The sequence below is a fragment of the Pseudomonas sp. PAGU 2196 genome (assembly GCF_022179005.1).
Classification (GTDB): Bacteria; Pseudomonadota; Gammaproteobacteria; order Pseudomonadales; family Pseudomonadaceae; genus Aquipseudomonas; species Aquipseudomonas kermanshahensis.
This window is the reverse complement of record NZ_BNTL01000002.1, coordinates 113,601-133,296: the sequence shown is the minus strand read 5'-3', so window position 1 is coordinate 133,296 and position 19,696 is coordinate 113,601. Positions and strand designations below refer to the sequence as shown.

Here is a 19,696-nt window from a genome sequence, read left to right as displayed (position 1 = left end):
GTAGCAAGGACTGCCAAACACTGCCATTGACTGACAGTCGACTGCCAACGTGGCTGCCATGTTGCCAGGCAAGCGCCGGCCCGGCCCGTATTCATTAGCCAAGGCCTGTGAAAAACCCTGGCATGCATCTTGATAAACCTCCAGTCACTGCCTACGCCTCTATAGGGGCGTAGGAAACTTTGGAGAACGTGATGATCATCGGTAACAACCTTCACGTGGAAGCCTTCTTCGACGAGGCGACCTCGACCATCAGCTACCTGCTCATGGACGGCGAGACGCGCAAATGCGCGTTGATCGACAGCGTTTTGGATTACGACCCCAAGTCGGGGCGCACCTGCACCGCCTCGGCAGACAGGTTGATCACCCGGGTAAAGGCGCTCGATGCCGAGGTGCAGTGGATTCTGGAAACCCATGTGCATGCAGACCACCTGTCGGCCGCGGCCTATCTGAAGGACAAGCTCGGCGGCCACACCGCCATCGGTGCGCAGATCACCCAGGTGCAGAAAGTGTTTGGCGCGCTGTTCAATGCCGAACCCGGCTTTGCCCGGGATGGCAGCCAGTTCGATGTCCTGCTGGAGGATGAGGAAGGTTTCCGTATCGGCAACCTGCATGCCCGTGCTTTGCACACGCCGGGGCACACCCCCGCCTGCATGAGCTATGTGGTGGTCGATGGCGGTGAAACGGCGGTGTTCGTCGGTGACACGCTGTTCATGCCCGACTATGGCACGGCCCGTTGCGACTTCCCCGGCGCCGATGCCCGCACCCTGTATCGCTCGATCCGCCGCCTGCTGGCCTTCCCCGACCAGACCCGGTTGTTCATGTGCCACGACTACCTGCCGGGCGGGCGCGACATGCGATACGTCACGACTGTGGCCGAGCAACGTGGCAGCAATATCCACATTCACCACGGCATCGACGAAGACAGCTTCGTGGCCATGCGCGAAGCCCGCGACAAGACCCTCGACATGCCTGTGCTGATCCTGCCCTCGGTGCAGGTCAACATGCGCAGCGGCCACTTCCCTGAGCCCGAGGCCAATGGCGTGAGCTACCTGAAGATTCCACTGAACACGCTTTAACCGCTTTTACCCATAACGAGATTTCCAGGAAATACCGCCATGCCTGCCTTGCTCCACCCTGCCAAAACGCTCAATACCGACCACCACAAAGTGGTGATCGTCGGTGCCGGTGCTGCCGGTATCGCCACCGCGTCCAGCCTGATCAGCCGTGATCCGTCACTGGATATCGCCCTGATCGACCCCGCCGACGTGCATTACTACCAGCCCGGCTGGACCCTGGTCGGTGCCGGTGTGTTCAAGGCGCCAGACACGGCGCGCACCATGGCCTCGACCCTTCCCCGTGGCGTGCATTGGATCAAGGCGCGCGTGCAGGGCTTCGACCCCTTGGGCCAGTTGGTCGTACTCGAAGATGGCCGCGCTATCAGCTATGAACAGTTGGTGGTTTGCCCAGGCCTGAAACTCGATTGGCAGGCCATCGACGGCCTGAGCGAGACACTGGGCCGTAACGGCGTGACCTCCAACTACCGCTACGACCTGGCCTCGTACACCTGGCAACTGGTGCAGCAGCTCAAGCAGGGCCGCGCCGTGTTCACCCAACCGCCGATGCCGATCAAGTGCGCTGGTGCGCCACAGAAAGCGCTGTACCTGTCTTGCGACCACTGGCTGCGCCACGGGCATTTGGGGGATGTGAAAGCCAGTTTCTTCAACGCCGGTGCCGTGCTGTTTGGCGTGGCCGACTACGTGCCCGCACTGATGGCTTACATCGACAAGTACGCCGTGGACCTTAACTACGCCCATCGCCTGGTGGCGGTGGATGGCCCCGGCAAGCGCGCGACGTTCGTGCGTACCTTGGCGGACGGCAGCACTGAAACCCGAGTCGAGGCCTTCGACATGCTGCACGTGGTGCCGCCGCAGGTGGCGCCAGACTTCATTCGCGAGAGCCCGTTAGCAGACAGCGCGGGCTGGGTCGACGTCGACCCGCAGACCTTGCGCCATCGAAAGTTCACCAATATCCATGCCCTGGGCGACGTGGCCAACACCAGTAATGCCAAGACTGCTGCGGCAGCACGCAAACAGGCGCCGGTAGTGGCCAATAACGTGCTGGTGGCGTTGGGCAGGCTCCCTACCCTCGCCATGTACGACGGTTATGGCTCATGCCCGCTGACTGTCGAGCGCGGCAAGATCGTGCTGGCCGAGTTCACCTACGGCGGCAAAGTGGCGCCGAGCTTCCCACGCTGGCTACTCGATGGCCGACGGCCGACGCGCCTGGCCTGGTTGCTCAAGGCGCGGGTACTGCCGCCGTTGTACTGGAAAGGCATGCTCAAGGGGCGTGAATGGTTGGCGCGGCCGCAGCCATTGGTAGCTGAGGCCAAACAGTGATCGAACACCAACTGTTGGGCGCAGGCTTGGGGGCGGTCATCGGTGCCGTGCTGGCCTTGACCGGCGCGGGCGGCGGTATTCTTGCGGTGCCATTGCTGGTGTTTGGCCTTGGCCTGTCGATGGTCGAGGCGGCGCCAGTCGGCCTGTTGGCGGTGGGCCTTGCTGCCGCCGTGGGGGCAGTGCTGGGTTTGCGTCAGGGGTTGGTGCGCTACCGAGCGGCGTTGTTCATCGCCCTGATCGGCATCGCGGTCGCGCCCTTCGGCCTCATGCTGGCGCACCGTGTGCCCAACACGCCGCTGGCATTGGTATTCGCCGGCGTGCTGGTCTACGCCTGCCTGCGCATTTGGCGCAAGGCGGCCAGGGAGCTGCGCGGTGAAGCCAACGATGCACATCGCTACATCGAACCCTGCGTGCTCAACCCGCTGCAGGGCCGTTTGCGCTGGACGTTGCCCTGCGCACGCGCCCTGGCCTTTACCGGCGCGCTGTCGGGATTGCTGTCTGGGTTGCTGGGCGTGGGCGGTGGGTTTGTGATCATCCCCGCCTTGAACCGCTACACCAATTTGCGCATGGCCAGCATCGTCTCGACCTCGCTGGCGGTGATTGCGCTGGTGTCCACGGGGAGCGTGGTCAGCGCCAGCCTGGCGGGGGTGATGCACTGGCAGGTCGGCGCACCGTTTGCGCTCGGTGCGGTGGCCGGTTTGCTGCTGGCGCGGCCATTGGCAGCCAAACTCGCCGGGCCGCGCTTGCAGCAGATGTTTGCCGTGGCCGGTTGGGCGGCCGCCCTGCTGTTGGCCGGCAAGGCGCTACTGGGCTAGCAGCTCGCCCTGTTCGGCGGCACACAGCGCCAGCAGGTAGTCCCACACTACCCGCAGGCGCACCGACTTGTGCAGCTCGCGACGGGTGCAGATCCAATAGCTGCGCTGGATGGTTTCGCTGGGCAGCACCCGGACCAGCGTCGGGTCATGGCGCGCCATGAAGTTGGGCAGCACGGCAATGCCAAGGCCCGCGCGCGCCGCGTGTTGCTGGGCGATCACGCTGGTGCTGCGAAACGCCACGTTGGGCGCGCGGCAGAAGCTGTTGAGAAACAGCAGCTCTTGGCTGAACAGCAGGTCATCGACGTAGCCGATCCAGCAGTGCCGAGCCAGGTCTTCGCGGTTGCGCAGCGGCGGTGCGCGGTCGAGGTACGCTTGGCTGGCGTAGAGCGCCAGGCGGTAGTCGGTGAGCTTGCGGGTGATCAGCAGGTCGGCGTTGGGCCGCTCCAGGTGGATGCTGATTTCCGCCTCGCGGTTGAGGATGCTGACGAAGCGCGGCACCGCCACCAGTTCCACCTCAAGGCCTGGGTAGCGCTCGAACAGCGCGTTCATGCGCGGGGTGAAGAACATGATGCCAATGCCTTCTGTCACCCCCAGGCGGATCTTGCCCAGCGGGGTGATGGCTTGGGTGATTTCTTCCTGCGCCAGCAAGGCGACGTTTTCCATGGCTTCGGCGTGCTTGAGCAGGGCCTGCCCGGACGGGGTCAGGTCGTAGCCTTGGGCATGCTGCACGAACAGTGGCGTGCCCAGGCTTTTCTCGATGCTCTCGATATGCCGGGCGACGGTGCTGTGGGTGGTATTGAGGCGTTTGGCGGCAGTGAGCAAACGGCCGCTGCGCTGCAACTCGAGGAAAAACCGCAGATCGTTCCAGTCGAACATGCTGATCCTTTTGGGCTGTTCACTCTGGCCGGCGATGGCCAAAGCAGACATGTCACTGTGCTAAAACGCACAGCGGCTGCGCGAAATCTCGTGTTTCCACAGCGAAATTAATCAATAAGATGGTTCGGGACAAGAACAATAATCAGGCGCGAGGTTGTACATGCCATCAGCCGATTCTGTCTTCGACTACGTGGTCGTGGGCGCCGGTCCAGCCGGGTGCCTGCTGGCCAATCGATTGTCCGCCGACCCTTCCTGCCGCGTGCTGCTGCTGGAGGCGGGTGGCCGTGACAACTATCCCTGGATCCACATCCCCGTCGGCTACCTCTATTGCATCGGCAACCCCCGCACTGACTGGTGCTTCAAGACCGAAGCACAAAGCGGCCTGGGTGGTCGCAGCCTGGGTTATCCACGGGGCAAGGTGCTGGGCGGTTGTTCATCGATCAACGGCATGATCTACATGCGCGGCCAGGCGGCCGACTATGACCACTGGGCCGAGCAAGGCAACCCTGGCTGGGCCTGGAAGGACGTACTGCCACTGTTCAAGGCCAGTGAAAACCATTTTGCCGGTGACAGCGAGCACCATGGCGCTGCCGGCGAATGGCGGGTCGAGCGCCAGCGTTACAGCTGGCCGATCCTCGATGCGTTCCGCGAGGCGGCCGAGCAAAGTGGCATCGCCAAGGTCGATGATTTCAACACCGGTGACAACCAGGGCTGTGGATACTTTCAGGTCAACCAGCGCAGTGGCGTGCGCTGGAACGCGTCAAAGGCGTTTCTTCGGCCGGTGCTCAGCCGGTCGAACCTGACGGTGCTGACCGGTGTAGAAGTCGATCAGGTACTGCTCAACAACACCCGTGCCCGTGCGGTAAAAGCCCGCTGGCAAGGTGCCTGGCACGAGTTCGCTGCCCGTCGCGAGATCATTCTGTGCGCCGGCGCCGTCGGCTCGCCGGGGATCCTGCAACGGTCTGGCATCGGCCCGCGCAAGCTGCTCGAAGACTTGGGCATTGGTGTGCGGCATGACATGCCCGGCGTCGGCGGCAACCTGCAGGACCACCTGCAATTGCGCCTGATCTACCAGATCCGCAACACCCGTACCCTGAACCAGATGGCCAACAGCCTGTGGGGCAAGATGGGCATGGGCCTGCGTTATCTCTATGACCGCAGCGGCCCGTTGGCCATGGCGCCTAGCCAGTTGGGGGCGTTCGTGCGCTCCAGCCCCGAACATGCCACGGCCAACTTGCAGTACCACGTGCAGCCCTTGTCGCTGGAGCGGTTCGGCGAGCCATTGCACCGCTTCCCGGCCTTCACCGCTTCGGTGTGCAACCTGCGCCCGCTCAGCCGCGGGCGCATCGACATCCGCGCCGCTGATATGCACAGCGCGCCACTGATCGACCCTAACTACCTCAGTGACCCACAGGACTTGCGGGTCGCCGCAGACGCCATCCGCATGACGCGGCGCATCGTCCAGGCCCCTGCCCTCGCGGCCTTCGCCCCCCAGGAATACCTGCCGGGCCCTGCCCTGCAAAGCGAAGACGAGTTGTTCGAGGCCGCTGGCAAGATTGGCACCACCATCTTCCATCCCGTGGGCACCTGCCGCATGGGCAGTGGCCCAGAGGATGTTGTGGATAACCAGCTGCGGGTGCATGGCATCCCAGGCTTGCGGGTGGCGGATGCCTCGATCATGCCGCAGATCACCTCCGGCAATACCTGTTCACCCACGCTGATGATCGCCGAAAAGGCGGCGCAACTTATCCTCAAAGGAGCTGCGACCCAGACCTACCTAAACGAAGACGCAATACCGACGCCCTGACCCGGGTGCGTGCAACACCGGCAGCTTGCGGTCGGAGGCTGCCGACAGTGGAACAAAAAGAATAATCACTGTGGCCTGTGGGCCGAGGACAGCAACGATGTCGGATTACATCCAAGAGCAGGGTGCGACGGCCAGCAGCGCCAGCCGTCGTGAAGAAAGAAAGATCATTTTCGCGTCATCCCTCGGGACGGTTTTCGAGTGGTATGACTTTTTTCTCTATGGCGCGCTGGCGGCGGTCATCAGCAAGCAGTTCTTTGCTGGGGTCAACGACACCACGGCCTTCATCTTTGCCTTGATGGCCTTCGCCGCCGGCTTCCTGGTTCGCCCCTTCGGTGCGCTGGTGTTTGGCCGGCTGGGCGACATGATTGGGCGCAAGTACACCTTCCTGGTGACCATCGTGCTGATGGGCCTGTCGACCTTTGCCGTCGGCCTGCTGCCCACCTATGCCAGCATTGGTATTGCGGCACCGATCATCCTGGTGATCCTGCGCATGCTGCAGGGCCTGGCGCTTGGGGGCGAGTACGGTGGCGCGGCTACCTACGTGGCCGAGCATGCCCCGCAGGGTAAACGCGGCTTCCATACCGGTTTCATTCAATCCACCGCCACCCTGGGCCTGCTGCTGTCGTTGCTGGTCGTACTGGGCAGCCGTTACATCAGTGGTGACCAGTTCGAAACCTGGGGCTGGCGCCTGCCGTTCCTGCTGTCGATTTTCCTGCTGGCGATTTCCACCTGGATTCGCATGAGCATGCATGAGTCGCCTGCCTTCGTGAAAATGAAAGCCCAGGGCAAGATCAGCAAATCGCCGATCCGCGAGTCGTTCACCTCCTGGCCGAACCTCAAGGTGGTGCTCACTGCCCTGTTCAGCATCAATGCTGGCCAGGCGGTGACCTTCTACACCGCGCAGTTCTACGTGCTGTTCTTCATGACCCAGATGCTTAAGATGGACCCCGCCCAGGCCAACACGCTGCTGATCATCAGTGTGGTGATCGGCGCGCCGTTCTTCGTGTTCTTCGGTTGGCTGTCGGACCGTATCGGGCGTAAGCCGATTCTGATGCTCGGCCTGCTGCTGGCGACGGTGCTGTACTTCCCGCTGTTCAAGGCGCTCAGCCATTACGCCAACCCGCAGATCGACGCCGCCAGCCGCCAGGCACCGATCGTCGTGACCGCCGACCCGCAGGGCTGCACCTTCCAGTTCGACCCGGTTGGCAAGGCGCGCTTCGACAGCCCATGCGACAAGGTCAAGACGTTCCTGGTCAAGCAGGGCCTGCCGTACAGCTCGGTGAGCGTGGCTGGCAGCGAGGTGGTGGTCAACATTGGCGACAAGACCATCAATGGTTTCGACGACGCCGCCATGCGCTCGGCGATCGAGCAGGCGGGGTACCCAGCCAAGGCTGATCCGGGGCAGGTCAACGAGGTGATGGTGGTGGTGCTGATCGTGGCGATGATCCTGATCGCGACCATGACCTATGGCCCACTGGCGGCGGTGATGGTCGAGCTGTTCCCGACCCGTATCCGCTATACCTCGATGTCCCTGCCCTACCACATCGGCAACGGCTGGTTTGGTGGCTTCCTGCCGACGGTGTCGTTCGCGCTGGTGGTGTATACCGGGGATATCTTCTACGGGCTGTGGTACCCGGTGCTGGTGACCGGCATCAGCCTGGTGGTGGGGATTTTCTGCCTGAAAGAAACCAAGGACGTGGACATCGACAAGGTCTGACGCGGCTCAGGTTACCCATAAAAAAACCGGCTTTAAAAGCCGGTTTTTTTATGCCGCGAAAAAACTTATGCACGTTTTTCGCAAATCTGTCATGTGAAGAAATAAACAGCTAATTCAATCACTTACTGCATACATAGAACAGATCGCAGAAAAACTGCTCACACGTTATCCACAGAAACTCAAGCAGTCTGCTCCTGTGGCTTTTCAGCCGCGGGTGGCAGCGAACCCAGGGCCCTTTGCGTGGCCTCGTTCCAGGCGGCGGCGCGGTCATTGAGCTCGGCAATTGCACGAGGGCCGGTGCCGTTGGCGTACATCGGCTCACCGATCACCACCTCGATGGTGCCGGCACGCTTGCCCCAGCCAGCCTTGGGCCAGAACTTGCCCGCGTTGTGCGCAATGGGCAGCACCGGCAGGCCGGCATTGACCGCCAGCGCGGTACCGCCACGGGAGAACTTGCCGACGGTGCCAAACGGCACGCGGGTGCCCTCTGGGAAGATCAGCACCCACACACCCTGCTTGAGCAGTTCATCACCTTGGCTGGCGACCTGACGCAGGGCTTCTTTAGGGTTGTCGCGGTTGATCGCGATGGGCCGCAGCATGGCCATGGCCCAGCCGAAGAACGGCACGTACAGCAGCTCGCGCTTGAGCACTTGGCTGAGCGGCGAGAAGTACTGGGAAAGGAAGAAGGTCTCCCAGGTGCTCTGATGGTTGGACAGGATCACACACGGCTCATTCGGCACATTCTCGGCGCCGGTGATCTTGTAATCGATGCCAAGGATGGTGCGGGTCAAAAATAACGCGCAACGGCACCAGTACACGTTGATGAACGTGTAACGCTTGGGGAACGACAAGAAGGGCGCGACAAAAAAGCTCAGGGAGCACCACAGCAACGAGCTGGTGCCCAGCAGCAGGTAAAAAAGAAAGATTCTGATCGCCTGCAGGATCGACATAGTGGCATGTACCGTTGCGGGGCGTGCCCGCCTGAGAAAATGCGCCCTAAGGCGCACTGTTTAAATTAGTTCTCTGGCGATAGCTGCCAGATCGTCGAAAATCAGTGTAGTTTCAGGGACACCTTTTTCCAGGGTCCGCTCGCCCTTGCCGGTTTTCACCAACACGGGTTGTGCACCGACGGCCAGGGCGGCCTGGAGGTCACCTTGGCTGTCGCCGACAAACCACACGCCGCCAAGGTCGGCCTGGTAGTGCTCGGCAATCGCCCGCAGCATGCCCGGCTTGGGCTTGCGGCAATCGCAGCCTTCATCCGGGCCATGTGGGCAATAGACGATATGGCCCACTTCGCCGCCCTGCTCGGCCACCAACGCACGCAGGCGCGCGTGCATGGCCTCGAGGGTTTGCACCGGGTAATAGCCGCGGGCAATGCCGGACTGGTTGGTGGCCACGGCCACCGTCCAGCCCGCTTTGCTCAACTGCGCGATGGCCTCGACCGAGCCGGGAATGGGGATCCACTCCTCCAGCGACTTGATGTAAGCGTCGGAGTCATAGTTGATCACCCCGTCTCGATCGAGAATCAGCAGTTTCAAGGCTTACCCCAGCAGCGAGATGTCGGCCACACCCAGGAACAGACCGCGCAGGCGGCTGAGCAGGGCATAACGGTTGGCGCGGACCTTGGCGTCCTCGGCGTTGACCATCACCGCCTCGAAGAAGGCGTCGACCGGGTCACGCAGGGCTGCCAGGCGGGCCAGCGACTCGCTGTACTGACGCGCTGCGGCCATCGGTTGCACGGCCTGGTCGGCCTGCTGAATGGCCGAGTACAGGGAGAACTCGTTGGCGTTGTCGAAGTACTTCGGCTCGACCTGTTCGGCGATGGCGCCTTCGGCCTTGCTCAGCAGGTTCGACACGCGCTTGTTCACCGCGGCCAGGGCTTCGGCTTCCGGCAGTTTGCGGAACGCCTGCACCGCCTGCACACGCTGGTCGAAGTCCAGGGCAGAGCCCGGCTTCAGGGCACGTACCGACAGGTAGGTGGCCACGTCGATGCCTTCGTCTTCGTAGCGTGCACGCAGGCGATCGAAGATGAACTCCAGCACTTGCTCAGCCAGGCCGGCAGCCTTGACCTTGGCACCGAACTGCTTGACCGCGAACTCGGCCGCACCGGTCAGGTCCAGGTCCAACTGCTTCTCGATCAGGATGCGCAGCACGCCCAGCGCGGCGCGGCGCAGTGCGTACGGGTCTTTGCTGCCGGTTGGCAGCATGCCGATGCCGAAGATACCGACCAGGGTGTCGAGCTTGTCAGCGATCGCCACGGCAGCACCGGTGACGGTCTCTGGCAGCTCGGCGCCAGCGCCGCGCGGCATGTACTGCTCGTTCAAGGCCAGGGCGACGTCTTGCGGCTCGCCATCGTTGAGCGCGTAGTAGTAACCGGCAACGCCCTGCATCTCAGGGAACTCGCCGACCATCTCGGTGGCCAGGTCGCACTTGGACAGCAGGCCGGCACGCGCGGCGCGCTGGGCGTCGCCGCCAATCAGCGGGGCAATGAACGCGGCCAGCTTGGAAACACGCTCGGCCTTGTCGTACACGGTGCCCAGTTGAGCCTGGAACACCACGTTCTTGAGGCGCTCGTTGAAGGTTTCCAGCGGCTGCTTCTTGTCTTGCTTGAAGAAGAACTCGGCATCGGTCAGGCGTGGGCGCACGACCTTTTCGTTGCCTTCGATGATCTGCTTCGGGTCACGGCTTTCGACGTTGGCCACGGTGATGAAGCGCGGCAGCAGCTTGCCTTCGCTGTCCAGCAGGCAGAAGTACTTCTGGTTGTCCTGCATGGTGGTGATCAGGGCTTCTTGCGGCACGTCGAGGAAACGCTCCTCGAACGAGCACACCAGCGGCACTGGCCACTCGACCAGCGCGGTCACTTCGTCCAGCAGCGCCGGCGGCACGATGGCGCTGCCTTCCTGCTGGAGGGCCAGTTCGGCGGTGCGCTTGGCAATCAGCTCGCGGCGCTCGGCGAAGTCGGCCAGCACGTAGGCTTTGCGCAGGTCTTCGACGTAGTTGGCCGGGGTGGTGATAACCACGTTTTCCGGGTGGTGGAAGCGGTGGCCACGGGACTCACGGCCGGCCTGCTGGGCGAGGATGGTGCAGTCGACGACCTGGTCGCCAAGCAGCATCACCAGCCACTGGGTTGGGCGCACGAACTCTTCGCGGCTGGCGCCCCAGCGCATGCGCTTGGGGATCGGCAGGTCGTTGAGCGAGTCTTCGACGATGGTCGGCAGCAGGCTGGTAGTGGCCTTGCCCGGAATGTGCTGGGAGAAACGCAGCTTGGCGCCGCTCTGGTCGATTTCCGACAGCTCTACACCGCACTTCTTGGCAAAGCCCAGGGCCGCTTGGGTCGGCTCGCCGTCTTTGAAAGCAGCCTGCAGGGGCGGGCCGTCGATGTTGATGCTGCGGTCAGGCTGCTGCACGTCGAGCTGGCGGATCAGTACGGCCAGGCGGCGCGGCGCGGCGTATACCGATTTGCTGGCGTAGTTCAGGCCAGCGGCCTGCAGGCCTTTCTCGATACCGGCCAGGAAGGCGTCGCCCAGGCTGGCGAGGGCCTTGGGTGGCAGCTCTTCGGTGCCCAGTTCTACCAGGAAATCTTGAGCACTCATTGTGCAGCCTCCAGCTTAGCCAACACTTCGTCACGCAATTCAGGGGTGGCCATCGGGAAGCCCAGGCGTGCGCGGGCTTGCAGATAGCTTTGCGCCACGTCCCGGGCCAGGGTACGTACGCGCAGGATGTAACGCTGGCGCTCGGTCACCGAGATGGCGCGGCGGGCGTCGAGCAGGTTGAAGGTGTGCGAAGCCTTCAGGACCATTTCGTAGGTCGGCAGCGGCAGCTCCAGCTTGATCAGGCGGTTGGCTTCGCTTTCGTAGAAGTCGAACAGCTCGAACAGTTTCTCGACGTTGGCGTGTTCGAAGTTGTAGGTCGACTGCTCGACTTCGTTCTGGTGGAACACGTCGCCGTAGGTGACCTTGCCGAACGGGCCATCGGCCCATACCAGGTCGTAGACCGAGTCGACACCCTGGATGTACATGGCCAGGCGTTCGAGGCCGTAGGTGATTTCACCGGTGACCGGGTAGCACTCGATGCCGCCCACTTGCTGGAAGTAGGTGAACTGGGTCACCTCCATGCCATTGAGCCAGATTTCCCAGCCCAGGCCCCAGGCGCCGAGGGTCGGCGATTCCCAGTTATCTTCGACGAAACGGATATCGTGGACCAGCGGATCCAGGCCAATGGCTTTCAGCGAGCCGAGGTACAGCTCCTGGAAGTTGGCCGGGTTCGGCTTGAGCACCACCTGGAACTGGTAGTAGTGCTGCAGGCGGTTTGGGTTTTCGCCATACCGCCCGTCGGCAGGGCGACGGCTAGGCTGAACGTAGGCGGCGTTCCAGGTCTCTGGGCCGACGGCGCGCAGGAACGTGGCGGTATGGAAAGTGCCGGCGCCTACTTCCATATCGTAGGGCTGAAGCACCACACAACCTTGAGCTGCCCAGTAGTTCTGCAGGGCGAGGATCAGGTCTTGGAAGGTACGCACGGCTGGCGTAGGCTGGCTCACGAAATTCACCTGTATCTGGGGATGCGGATGTAAAGAGCGGGAGTATAACCTGATTCGCCTCGCCCTCTACTCATTGGAGCCTTATGCCACGCTGCTTTTGGTGTACCGACGATCCGTTGTACCAGGCCTACCACGACCAGGAATGGGGAACACCGCAGCGTGATCCGGCGTTGCTGTTCGAGATGCTTTTGCTCGAAGGGTTCCAGGCGGGGCTGTCATGGATCACGGTTTTACGTAAACGCGAGCGTTATCGCGAGGTGATGCATGGCTTCGACCCGGTGAAGTTGGCGCAGATGAGCGATGAACGGATCGAAGCACTGATGCTCGACGCCGGCATCATCCGCAACCGCCTCAAACTCAAGGCGGCCCGGCGCAATGCCCAGGCCTGGCTGGCTGTGGATAACCCGGCCGAGTGGCTCTGGTCGTTTGTGGGCGGCACGCCCAAGGTCAACCATTTCAAGGACCGAAGCGAAATGCCTGCCGTTACCGATGAAGCGAAGGCAATGAGCAAGGCCCTGCAAAAAGCCGGCTTCACGTTTGTCGGCCCAACCATCTGTTATGCCTTCATGCAGGCCACCGGTATGGTCATGGACCACACCACCGATTGTGATCGCTACGCCGCCTTGGCGCGCTGACGGGGTACAATGCGCGCCTTGCTGAAATAAGGAATTCGCCTGTGGAAAAGTTCAAGGGCGCCCTGATGGTCAGGGTGCTTCGACTGTTCGCCAAGTTGCCCTGGGGCGCTGTGCAGCGCGTCGGCGCCGGTATCGGCTGGCTGATGTGGAAGGTCCCGAACGGGTCGCGCAACGTGGTGCGTATCAACCTCGCCAAGTGTTTCCCGGAGATGGACCCGGCCGAACGTGAGCAACTGGTCGGCCGCGCGCTGAGAGACATCGGCAAGTCCTTTGTCGAAAGCGCTTGCGCCTGGATCTGGCCACCGCAGCGTTCGCTGGAGCTGGTCAAGGAAGTGCACGGCCTGGAAGTGCTGGAGCAGGCCCTGGCCTCGGGCAAGGGCGTGGTGGGCATCACCAGCCACCTGGGTAACTGGGAAGTGTTGAACCACTTCTATTGCAACCAGTGCAAACCGATCATCTTCTACCGCCCGCCGAAGCTCAAAGCTGTGGATGATTTGTTGCGTGAACAGCGGGTGCAGATGGGTAACCGTGTGGCGCCTTCGACCAAGGAAGGCATCCTAAGCGTGATCAAGGAAGTGCGCCGCGGGGGCCAGGTGGGCATTCCTGCCGACCCGGAACCTGCTGAGTCGGCGGGTGTGTTCGTGCCGTTCCTGGGCACCCAGGCGCTGACCAGCAAGTTCGTGCCGAACATGCTGGCCGGTGGCAAGGCGGTGGGTGTGTTCCTGCATGCGTTGCGGCTGCCGGATGGGTCTGGGTTCCGGGTGATTCTGGAGGCGGCGCCGGAGGCGATGTACAGCACGGATGTGACCGAGTCGGCGGCGGCCATGAGCAAGGTGGTCGAGCGGTATGTGCGTGAGTATCCGAGCCAGTACATGTGGAGCATGAAGCGCTTCAAGAAGCGCCCAGCTGGCGAAGCGCGCTGGTATTGAGATAGTTGGGGGCGCTTTGCACCCCATTCGCGGGGCAAGCCCGCTCCCACAAGGTACAGAGTGACACTCAGGTTGCGTAGGACTTGTGGGAGCGGGCTTGCCCCGCGAATGGGCTGCAGAGCAGCTTCGGCAATTTCAGGCTTTATTCAGCTTTTTGAGGAACACTGCCATCTCTTTCTCGGCCTGCTTATCGCCATGGGCCTGCGCCGCCACGATCCCGTCCTCCCAGGCCTTGCGCGCCGCCGCCAAATCCCCCTGCAACTGATACGCCTTACCCAGCAACTTCCACGCCGCCGAATACTTAGGGTCTTGTTCCACGCAACGCGCCAGGTGCACCGCCGCTTCAGCGCCATTGCCCTCGTCCAGCCAGGCCTTGCCAAGGCCGAACCTCAACAGCGGGTTATCCACACCCTTGGCCAGCATCTTCTCCAGCGATTCGCGCATGCCCTCTTCTCCTAGAAGAAACTCAAGCCGACGTGGAACAGCTTCTCCACATCTCGAATGTGTTTTTTATCCACAACGAACAGAATCACGTGGTCACCCGATTCGATCACCGTGTCGTCGTGGGCAATCATCACCTCTTCGTCGCGAATGATCGCGCCGATGGTGGTGCCTGGCGGCAGGGCGATGTCTTCGATGGCCTTGCCGACCACCTTGCTTGACTTCGAATCACCATGCGCCACAGCCTCGATGGCCTCGGCCGCGCCGCGGCGCAGGGAGTGGACGCTGACGATATCGCCACGCCGCACGTGGGCCAGCAACGTGCCGATGGTGGCCAACTGAGGGCTGATGGCGATGTCGATTTCACCACCCTGCACCAGGTCGACATAGGCCGGGTTGTTGATGATGGTCATCACCTTGCGTGCGCCCAGGCGCTTGGCCAGCAGCGACGACATGATGTTGGCCTCATCGTCGTTGGTCAGGGCCAGGAAAATGTCGGCGTCGGCGATGTTCTCTTCGAGCATCAAGTCCTTGTCCGACGCACTGCCCTGCAGCACCACCGTGCTTTCCAGGGTATCGGAGAGGTGACGGCAACGCGCCGGGTTCATCTCGATGATCTTCACCTGATAGCGGCTTTCGATGGCCTCCGCCAGGCGCTCGCCGATCTGCCCGCCCCCGGCGATGACCACGCGCTTGTTGGTCTCGTCGATGCGTCGCAGCTCGCCCATCACGGCGCGGATGTCTTTTTTCGCGGCGATGAAGAACACTTCGTCATCGGCCTCGATCACGGTGTCGCCGCGTGGGGTGATCGGCCGGTCACGGCGGAAGATCGCCGCCACACGGGTGTCGACGTTGGGCATGTGCGCACGGATCTGGCGCAACTGCTGGCCCACCAGCGGGCCGCCGTAGTACGCCTTGACCGCCACCAGTTGCGCCTTGCCTTCGGCGAAGTCGATTACCTGCAGTGAACCTGGGTGCTCGATCAGGCGCTTGATGTAGTTGGTCACCACCTGCTCGGGGCTGATCAGCACGTCGACCGGAATGTGGTCGTTGTGGAACAGCTCTTCGCGGGTGAGGTAGGCCGATTCCCGTACCCGGGCGATCTTGGTCGGGGTGTGGAACAACGAGTAGGCGACCTGGCAGGCCACCATGTTGGTTTCATCGCTGTTGGTCACCGCCACCAGCATGTCGGCGTCGTCGGCGCCGGCCTGGCGCAACACCGTCGGCAGCGAGCCGCGGCCTTGCACCGTGCGGATGTCCAGGCGGTCGCCGAGGTCGCGCAGGCGCTCGCCGTCGGTGTCGACCACGGTAATGTCGTTGGCCTCGCTGGCCAGGTGTTCTGCCAGCGTACCGCCCACCTGCCCCGCGCCGAGGATGATGATCTTCATCCGCTACTCCCTAACCGTTGTGCTTATCCGCGTGACGCGGCGATCTTGATCAGCTTGGCATAGTAGAACCCGTCGTGGCCGCCTTCCTGGGCCAGCAACTGGCGGCCATGTGGCTGGCGCAGGCCGGCCTCGGTGGCCAGGTCCAACTCACGGGCGCCCGGGGTGCGGGCGAGGAAGGCGTCGATCACCTCGGTGTTCTCGGTCGGCAAGCTCGAGCAGGTGGCGTAGAGCAGCATGCCGCCCACTTCCAGGGTCGGCCACAGGGCATCGAGCAGCTCACCTTGCAACGTGGCCAGGGCCGGAATGTCGTCGGCCTGACGGGTCAGCTTGATGTCCGGGTGGCGGCGGATTACGCCGGTGGCCGAGCACGGGGCGTCGAGCAGGATGCGTTGGAACGTTTTGCCGTCCCACCAACTGGCGGTGTCGCGGGCATCGCAGGCGATCAGCTCGGCGTCCAGTTGCAGGCGATCGAGGTTCTCGCGCACGCGGGCCAGGCGCTTGGCTTCCAGGTCGATGGCCACCACCTGCGCCAGGCCAGCTTCGGCTTCGAGCAAGTGGCAAGTCTTGCCGCCCGGGGCACAGCAGGCGTCGAGCACGCGTTGGCCGGGGGCCAGTTCGAGCAGGTCGGCGGACAGCTGGGCGGCTTCGTCCTGCACGCTTACCCAGCCTTCGGCAAAGCCAGGCAGGCTGCGCACATCGCAGGGCTCATTCAGCACGATGCCGTCACGGCTGTACTGGCAGGCGCTGGCGCCCACGCCGGCCTCAGCCAGCAAGGCCAGGTAGGCATCGCGGCTGTGGTGGCGGCGGTTGACCCGCAAAATCATCGGCGGGTGGGCGTTGTTGGCGGCGCAGATGGCTTCCCATTGATCGGGCCAGAAGGCCTTCAGCGATTTCTGCAGCCAGCGCGGGTGGGCAGTGCGCACCACCGGGTCGCGCTCCATGCCTGCGAGCAGCGCTTCGCCTTCACGCTGCGCGCGGCGCAGCACGGCGTTGAGCAGGCCTTTGGCCCACGGCTTTTTCAGCTTGTCGGCGCAACCCACGGTTTCGCCGATGGCGGCGTGCGCCGGAATGCGCGTGTAGAACAGCTGGTACAGGCCGACCAGCATCAAGGCCTGCACATCGGCATCGGCCGCTTTAAACGGCTTCTGCAGCAATTGCGCAGCGAGCAGGTCGAGGCGCGGCTGCCAGCGGGCGGTACCGAAGGCCAGGTCTTGGGTCAGGCCCCGGTCGCGCTCGTCGACCTTGTCCAATTGTGCCGGCAACGAGCTGTTCAGCGAAGCCTTGCCGCTGAGCACAGCGGCCAAGGCACGGGCGGCGGCCAGGCGAGGGTTCATTGGCCGAGCACCTTGCCGTTGGCGAATTTCTCGCGGCGGCTGTTGAACAGGTCGCTGAAGTTCAGCGCCTTGCCGCCGGGCAGTTGCAGGCGGGTCAGGCTCAGTGCCTGGTCACCGCAGGCGACTACCAGGCCGTCTTTGCTGGCAGACAGAATCTCGCCAGGGGCGCCGTTGCCTGTGGACAACGTGGCAGCCAGCACCTTCACGCTTTCGCCGTCCAGGGTGCTGTGGCACACCGGCCACGGGTTGAAAGCACGCACCAGGCGCTCCAGCTCCACGGCCGGGCGGCTCCAGTCGATGCGTGCTTCGTCTTTGTTCAGCTTGTGGGCATAGGTGGCCAGGGCGTCATCCTGGGCTTCACCCTGCAGCGAGCCGTCGGCAAGGCCAGCAATGGCTTGAATGACCGCAGGCGGGCCCATTTCGGCGAGGCGGTCATGCAGCGTGCCGCCGGTGTCTTCGGCGCTGATCGGGGTGACCACTTTGAGCAGCATCGGGCCGGTGTCCAGGCCCGCTTCCATGCGCATCACGGTCACGCCGCTCTCAGCATCGCCGGCTTCCACGGCGCGCTGGATCGGCGCCGCACCGCGCCAGCGTGGCAGCAAGGAGGCGTGGCTGTTGATGCAACCAAGGCGCGGAATATCCAGCACGGCCTGGGGCAGGATCAGGCCGTAGGCGACCACCACCATCAGGTCGGGCTTGAGCGCGGCGAGCTCGGCCTGGGCATCGGCATTGCGCAGGGTTGGCGGCTGCAGCACCGGGATGTCGTGGGCTACGGCCAGTGCCTTGACCGCGCTCGGCATGAGCTTCTGGCCACGCCCGGCTGGGCGGTCCGGCTGGGTGTAGACGGCCACGATCTCATAGGGGCTGTCGAGCAGTGCCTTGAGGTGTTCGGCGGCAAACTCTGGAGTGCCTGCGAAGACGATGCGCATGGAGTTCTCGCTGCAAAAAAGAAAAAGGCTTGCCGGAGCAAGCCTTCTGGAAGGTGGGGATCAGGCTTGCTGGCGGTGCTGCTTTTCCAGCTTCTTCTTGATCCGGTCGCGTTTGAGCGTGGACAGGTAGTCGACGAACAGCTTGCCGTTGAGGTGATCGAACTCGTGCTGCACGCACACGGCCAGCAGGCCTTCGGCTTCGAGCTCGAACGGCTTGCCGTCGCGGTCCTGGGCTTTGACGCGCACCCGCAGGGGGCGGTCGACGTTTTCGTAGAAGCCAGGCACCGACAGGCAACCTTCCTGGTACTGGCCCATGTCGTGGGTCAGTTCTTCGACGACGGGGTTGATGAAGACCCGCGGCTCGCTGCGGTCTTCGCTCAGGTCCATCACCACCACTTGCTTGTGGACGTTGACCTGGGTCGCAGCCAGGCCGATGCCAGGCGCTTCATACATGGTTTCAAACATGTCGTCGATCAGCTGGCTCAGGGCGTCGTCGAACACCGTCACCGGTTTGGCGAGGGTGCGCAGGCGCGGGTCCGGGAATTCGAGAATGTTCAAGATGGCCATAAGGTCGGGCAGTCACTGTGCGTTCGGTTGAAAACTGAGCACACATAATAAAGGTAATCGGGGGATTCGGCACCTGGCAAAGCTCGGCTAGGGTTTAAACGGACGGCTTATCACCCATTTGATGGACAGGTTGTCAAAGCGTTATCAACACAGTTATCCACAGGTTGTGCCACGTCGATGGCCCCGTTTCGATCAAGGATGATCCTCATGTTGACCCACCATTCGTCGCCTTGCGCGCCTGCCGAACTGGAGGCGAGGTTGCGCCTGCACCGCCTGCCGGACACAGGGTTACGCCGCTTTCACAGCCTGCTGAAAGCTTTTGGCAGCGCTTCTTCGGCGCTGAGTGCGCCGGCCGCAGCCTGGCGCGCACTGGGCATTCCGCAAGCCAGTATCGAAGCCCGAAGAAGCGCCGAAGTGCGTGACGGTGCACTGGCTGCAATGGCCTGGTTAGAGCGCCCGGGCCAGCATTTACTGATGTGGGACAGCCCTGGCTACCCTGCTCTGCTGGCCGAAACCGACGACCCGCCGCCGTTGCTTTTCGTCGCTGGCGACCCCGCATTGCTGGAAAGGCCACAGTTGGCAATTGTGGGAAGCAGGCGTGCTTCACCCCCCGCGCTCGACACTGCCCGAGCATTTTCCCGCTACTTGGCGCAGACGGGTTTCACCATTACCAGCGGCCTGGCATTGGGTATCGATGGTGCCGCTCATCGGGCAGCGTTGCAGGCCGGCGGCGGCACAATTGGGGTGCTCGGGACGGGGCTGCAAAAACTTTATCCACAGCGCCATCGCGAGCTTGCCCAAGCGATGATCGACAGCGGCAGCGCGCTGGTTTCCGAGTACCCGCTGGATGCCGGCCCGCTGCCGGGCAATTTTCCGCGGCGTAATCGCATCATCAGTGGCTTGTCGCTGGGCGTATTGGTTGTGGAGGCGAGCCTGGCCAGTGGCTCGCTGATCACAGCGCGCTTGGCGGCTGAGCAGGGCCGCGAGGTGTATGCCATCCCAGGCTCCATTCACCACCCAGGTGCCAAAGGCTGCCACCAGCTGATTCGCGACGGTGCCCTGCTGGTGGAGAGCGTGGAACAGATTCTGGAAAGCCTGCAGGGCTGGCAGAACTTGCCCCCGGCCATTGTTGAACAGCGTGATCACCCCCTGCTCGCCTTGCTGCATGCCGCGCCACAGACTACCGAGAGCCTGGCCCACTGCAGCGAACTGCCGTTGGCCCAGGTGATGGCGCAGCTCACCGAACTGGAGCTTGAAGGGCGGGTCAGCAATGAAGCCGGGCGTTGGTTTGCCCGCGTTGGCTAAGTACACTGCTCACAAGCAAG

The 19,696-nt window shown here is 63.0% G+C and carries 18 protein-coding genes; 8 read left to right on the top strand and 10 right to left on the bottom strand.

Annotated features, from left to right (window positions below; genetic code table 11):
- Positions 1–191 precede the first annotated feature (191 nt).
- Genes MFF34_RS02060 through MFF34_RS02050 form a run of 3 tightly spaced genes read left to right on the top strand, consistent with a single transcriptional unit; the run spans position 192 to position 3,211 of the window.
- Complete coding sequence (locus MFF34_RS02060; RefSeq protein ID WP_238209911.1) at positions 192–1,076, top strand: MBL fold metallo-hydrolase; 885 nt, start codon at positions 192–194, stop codon at positions 1,074–1,076.
- Between the two features lie 39 nt (positions 1,077–1,115).
- The gene (locus MFF34_RS02055) at positions 1,116–2,396 is read left to right on the top strand and encodes an FAD/NAD(P)-binding oxidoreductase (protein ID WP_238209908.1); all 1,281 of its coding nucleotides are present in this window, start codon (positions 1,116–1,118) and stop codon (positions 2,394–2,396) included.
- Entirely contained in the window at positions 2,393–3,211 is an 819-nt protein-coding gene (locus tag MFF34_RS02050) for a sulfite exporter TauE/SafE family protein (protein WP_238209906.1), read from the top strand. The genes MFF34_RS02055 and MFF34_RS02050 overlap by 4 nt, the downstream gene beginning before the upstream one ends.
- Here the strand turns inward: MFF34_RS02050 and MFF34_RS02045 are convergent.
- A complete protein-coding gene (locus MFF34_RS02045; protein ID WP_238209904.1) occupies positions 3,200–4,087 on the bottom strand; it encodes a LysR family transcriptional regulator in 888 nt (295 codons plus the stop codon). The genes MFF34_RS02050 and MFF34_RS02045 overlap by 12 nt on opposite strands.
- Positions 4,088–4,247: 160 nt before the next feature.
- Between MFF34_RS02045 and MFF34_RS02040 the strand changes: the two genes are divergently transcribed.
- Entirely contained in the window at positions 4,248–5,894 is a 1,647-nt protein-coding gene (locus MFF34_RS02040) for a GMC family oxidoreductase (protein WP_238209902.1), read from the top strand.
- Positions 5,895–5,991: 97 nt separating this feature from the next.
- Positions 5,992–7,611: an MFS transporter gene (locus tag MFF34_RS02035; RefSeq protein ID WP_238209901.1), complete on the top strand. Its 1,620-nt coding sequence runs from the start codon at positions 5,992–5,994 to the stop codon at positions 7,609–7,611.
- Between the two features lie 179 nt (positions 7,612–7,790).
- Here the strand turns inward: MFF34_RS02035 and MFF34_RS02030 are convergent, their stop codons facing one another.
- The 4 genes from MFF34_RS02030 to glyQ are packed head-to-tail and all read right to left on the bottom strand — an operon-like array spanning position 7,791 to position 12,148.
- Positions 7,791–8,561, bottom strand: coding sequence for a 1-acyl-sn-glycerol-3-phosphate acyltransferase (locus MFF34_RS02030; protein ID WP_027592057.1), 771 nt, complete (start codon positions 8,559–8,561; stop codon positions 7,791–7,793).
- Positions 8,562–8,621: 60 nt separating this feature from the next.
- The gene (gmhB, locus tag MFF34_RS02025; RefSeq protein ID WP_027592056.1) at positions 8,622–9,149 is read right to left on the bottom strand and encodes a D-glycero-beta-D-manno-heptose 1,7-bisphosphate 7-phosphatase; all 528 of its coding nucleotides are present in this window, start codon (positions 9,147–9,149) and stop codon (positions 8,622–8,624) included.
- Between the two features lie 3 nt (positions 9,150–9,152).
- Positions 9,153–11,204 carry a glycine--tRNA ligase subunit beta gene (gene glyS / locus MFF34_RS02020; RefSeq protein WP_085272131.1) on the bottom strand — a complete coding sequence of 684 codons (2,052 nt, stop codon included), beginning with the start codon at positions 11,202–11,204 and terminating at the stop codon, positions 9,153–9,155.
- The gene (glyQ, locus tag MFF34_RS02015; protein WP_027592054.1) at positions 11,201–12,148 is read right to left on the bottom strand and encodes a glycine--tRNA ligase subunit alpha; all 948 of its coding nucleotides are present in this window, start codon (positions 12,146–12,148) and stop codon (positions 11,201–11,203) included. The genes glyS and glyQ overlap by 4 nt, the downstream gene beginning before the upstream one ends.
- A gap of 83 nt (positions 12,149–12,231) precedes the next feature.
- Between glyQ and MFF34_RS02010 the strand changes: the two genes are divergently transcribed.
- Together MFF34_RS02010 and MFF34_RS02005 are read left to right on the top strand one after the other, a co-directional pair.
- Positions 12,232–12,783 (top strand): DNA-3-methyladenine glycosylase I, encoded by a 552-nt coding sequence (locus MFF34_RS02010; RefSeq protein ID WP_027592053.1) that lies wholly within the window; start codon positions 12,232–12,234, stop codon positions 12,781–12,783.
- A 41-nt stretch (positions 12,784–12,824) separates the two neighbouring features.
- A complete protein-coding gene (locus tag MFF34_RS02005; RefSeq protein WP_238209899.1) occupies positions 12,825–13,712 on the top strand; it encodes a lysophospholipid acyltransferase in 888 nt (295 codons plus the stop codon).
- A 135-nt stretch (positions 13,713–13,847) separates the two neighbouring features.
- Here the strand turns inward: MFF34_RS02005 and MFF34_RS02000 are convergent, their stop codons facing one another.
- The 5 genes from MFF34_RS02000 to def are packed head-to-tail and all read right to left on the bottom strand — an operon-like array spanning position 13,848 to position 18,371.
- Positions 13,848–14,156 carry a tetratricopeptide repeat protein gene (locus MFF34_RS02000; protein WP_099452509.1) on the bottom strand — a complete coding sequence of 103 codons (309 nt, stop codon included), beginning with the start codon at positions 14,154–14,156 and terminating at the stop codon, positions 13,848–13,850.
- 11 nt (positions 14,157–14,167) lie between these two features.
- Positions 14,168–15,541 (bottom strand): Trk system potassium transporter TrkA, encoded by a 1,374-nt coding sequence (gene trkA, locus MFF34_RS01995; RefSeq protein ID WP_027592050.1) that lies wholly within the window; start codon positions 15,539–15,541, stop codon positions 14,168–14,170.
- A gap of 23 nt (positions 15,542–15,564) precedes the next feature.
- The gene (gene rsmB, locus MFF34_RS01990; protein ID WP_238209897.1) at positions 15,565–16,875 is read right to left on the bottom strand and encodes a 16S rRNA (cytosine(967)-C(5))-methyltransferase RsmB; all 1,311 of its coding nucleotides are present in this window, start codon (positions 16,873–16,875) and stop codon (positions 15,565–15,567) included.
- Complete coding sequence (gene fmt, locus MFF34_RS01985) at positions 16,872–17,804, bottom strand: methionyl-tRNA formyltransferase (RefSeq protein WP_186679267.1); 933 nt, start codon at positions 17,802–17,804, stop codon at positions 16,872–16,874. The genes rsmB and fmt overlap by 4 nt, the downstream gene beginning before the upstream one ends.
- Before the next feature lie 60 nt (positions 17,805–17,864).
- Complete coding sequence (gene def / locus MFF34_RS01980; protein WP_027592047.1) at positions 17,865–18,371, bottom strand: peptide deformylase; 507 nt, start codon at positions 18,369–18,371, stop codon at positions 17,865–17,867.
- A gap of 207 nt (positions 18,372–18,578) precedes the next feature.
- Between def and dprA the strand changes: the two genes are divergently transcribed.
- Complete coding sequence (gene dprA, locus MFF34_RS01975; RefSeq protein WP_238209895.1) at positions 18,579–19,676, top strand: DNA-processing protein DprA; 1,098 nt, start codon at positions 18,579–18,581, stop codon at positions 19,674–19,676.
- Positions 19,677–19,696: the final 20 nt, after the last annotated feature.